The organism is Pseudomonas sp. Sample_9 (assembly GCF_004307535.1).
Lineage (GTDB): Bacteria > Pseudomonadota > Gammaproteobacteria > Pseudomonadales > Pseudomonadaceae > Aquipseudomonas > Aquipseudomonas mercuritolerans.
The window spans coordinates 1-1,375 of the sequence record NZ_RAZO01000161.1 but is presented as its reverse complement, the minus strand read 5'-3'; the positions used below and the strand labels follow the sequence as shown (position 1 = coordinate 1,375).

Sequence of the window (1,375 nt, the reverse complement as noted above, 5' to 3'; positions counted from 1 at the left end):
GAGCGGGCTTGCCCGCGATGGCGGTGGGTCAATCAAATCGACGTTGCCTGACACTGCGCATTCGCGAGCAAGCTCGCTCCCACATTTGGATTTGTGTGCACTCAGATTTTGAGCAGACCGCCGACCTCCTGTGGGAGCGAGCCTGCTCGCGAAAGCGGTGGGTCATTCAGATCATCATTGACTGACACTGCGCATTCGCGAGCAGGCTCGCTCCCACAGGGGGCTAGGGTGTCAGGACTATTCGGGATACCCGGTGATTTTGCGGATGCTTTGGTATAGCGGTTTGAGCTGCCGATACATGCGCAGATAGACGTCTTTGTACAGTTGCTGGTAAATCTCCTGCGCCTCGGGTTGTGGGTTAAAGACCGCTCCCACGCGAGTCATCGCCGCAATGGCCGATGGAAAATCCCGATGCAATCCCAACCCCACCGCACAGCAAATCGCCGCCCCCAACCCGGACGCTTCATACACATGCGGGCGCTCTGCCGGCAGGCCGAAGATGTTGGCGGTCAGTTGCATGGCGGCGTCACTTTGTGAGCCGCCGCCGGCGACGCGCAGACGCTGGATCGAGACCTTTGAGCGTCGCTCGATGTTCTCCATGCCTTGGCGCAGCGCGTAGGCCAGGCCTTCGAGAATTGCCCGGTAGATGTGCGCGCGGGTGTGTACGTCGCCGAAGCCGATCATCGCGCCCTTGGCTTCCACGCCCGGTTCGCGGATGCCCGGTGACCAGTAGGGTTGCAGCATCAGGCCCATCGAACCCGGCGGCACCGCGTTGACCAGCGCGTCGAACAGTTGCTCCGGTTCGATGCCCTGTTCTTTTGCCTGTTGCATCTCGCGCAGGCCGAATTCGTTCTTGAACCAGCTGACCATCCAGTAGCCGCGATAGATCATCACTTCGCAGTTGTACTGATCGGGCACGGCCGAGGGGTACGGCGGGATCAGCGGGACGATTTCCAGGTAGCGCGAGCGGGTGCTGGTGATCGTCGCGGTGGTGCCGTAGGACAGGCACACGGTGCGCGCGTCGACCGCGCCGGAGCCGATTACTTCGCAGGCCTTGTCTGCGCCTGCGGCAATCAGCGGCAGGCCTTCGGGAATGCCGGTGTGGCGCGCGGCTTCGGCGCTGATGTAGCCGAGGGTTTCGCCGGGTTTGTGCAGGGTCGGCAACTGCTCGGGGCGCACCGCCAGTGCCTGCCATTTCCAGTCGCGCGGCGCCGCCCATTTCAGCCGTTTGAAGTCGAAGGGCAGATAGCCGACGCAACAGCCGACCGAATCGACGAAGCGCCCGCACAGGCGATGAGTGAGAAAACCCGAGAGCAGCAAAAACTTGTCGGTCGCCGCCCACACTTCGGGCTGATGCCGGGCGATCCAGTTGGCC

1 protein-coding gene and 1 pseudogene are annotated in these 1,375 nt (G+C 62.6%); one reads left to right on the top strand and one right to left on the bottom strand.

Annotated features, from left to right (window positions below; all coding sequences use genetic code 11):
- Window positions 1-185: pseudogene (locus D6877_RS29575) on the top strand (hypothetical protein); the annotation flags it as partial.
- 52 nt (window positions 186-237) lie between these two features.
- On the opposite strand, the gene D6877_RS08535 reads toward D6877_RS29575, so the two are convergent.
- Window positions 238-1,375 (bottom strand): FGGY-family carbohydrate kinase (locus D6877_RS08535; RefSeq protein ID WP_130910481.1); only part of this gene is annotated, 1,138 nt, incomplete at its 5' end.